Source organism: Phormidium sp. CCY1219 (assembly GCF_035615515.1).
GTDB lineage: Bacteria > Cyanobacteriota > Cyanobacteriia > Cyanobacteriales > Laspinemataceae > CCY1219.
Window position 1 is genome coordinate 1 of record NZ_JAJENT010000122.1, and the last position, 454, is coordinate 454.

The 454-nt window shown below is 50.9% G+C and carries 2 tRNA genes; both read left to right on the top strand.

Going from position 1 to position 454, the window contains the following annotated elements:
- Positions 1-81: 81 nt before the first annotated feature.
- A tRNA-Ile gene (locus tag LKK83_RS00675) sits at positions 82-155 on the top strand.
- 75 nt (positions 156-230) lie between these two features.
- A tRNA-Ala gene (locus LKK83_RS00680) sits at positions 231-306 on the top strand.
- The last annotated feature ends 148 nt before the right edge of the window (positions 307-454 follow it).

Sequence of the window (454 nt, forward strand, 5' to 3'; positions counted from 1 at the left end):
CGCGGGAACGAAAGACAATCCCAGGTCGGTCGAGTTCAGGAAATTAATCAGGCTTTCAAACTATGATTCGGTTCGGTAAATGGGCTATTAGCTCAGGTGGTTAGAGCGCACCCCTGATAAGGGTGAGGTCCCTGGTTCGAGTCCAGGATGGCCCACCTAAACCAACCAATTCACAAGAGCCAGTCGGACTTGAGTGCGATCGAGTCCGCCAGCCTTGTGACCTGAAATAAGGGGGTATAGCTCAGTTGGTAGAGCGCTGCCTTTGCAAGGCAGATGTCAGCGGTTCGAGTCCGCTTACCTCCACCAAAACCGCCAAACGGATAAAGAACTCAGCAACTTTCGGTGCCCAGGCATTGGAAAGCCTGCTGGATTCACTGTCCAGCCAGAACCTTGAAAACTGCATAGAAATTGAGTCCCTTGGTAAAAACAATCCCTTGCAAAAGGGGTTGAGAAA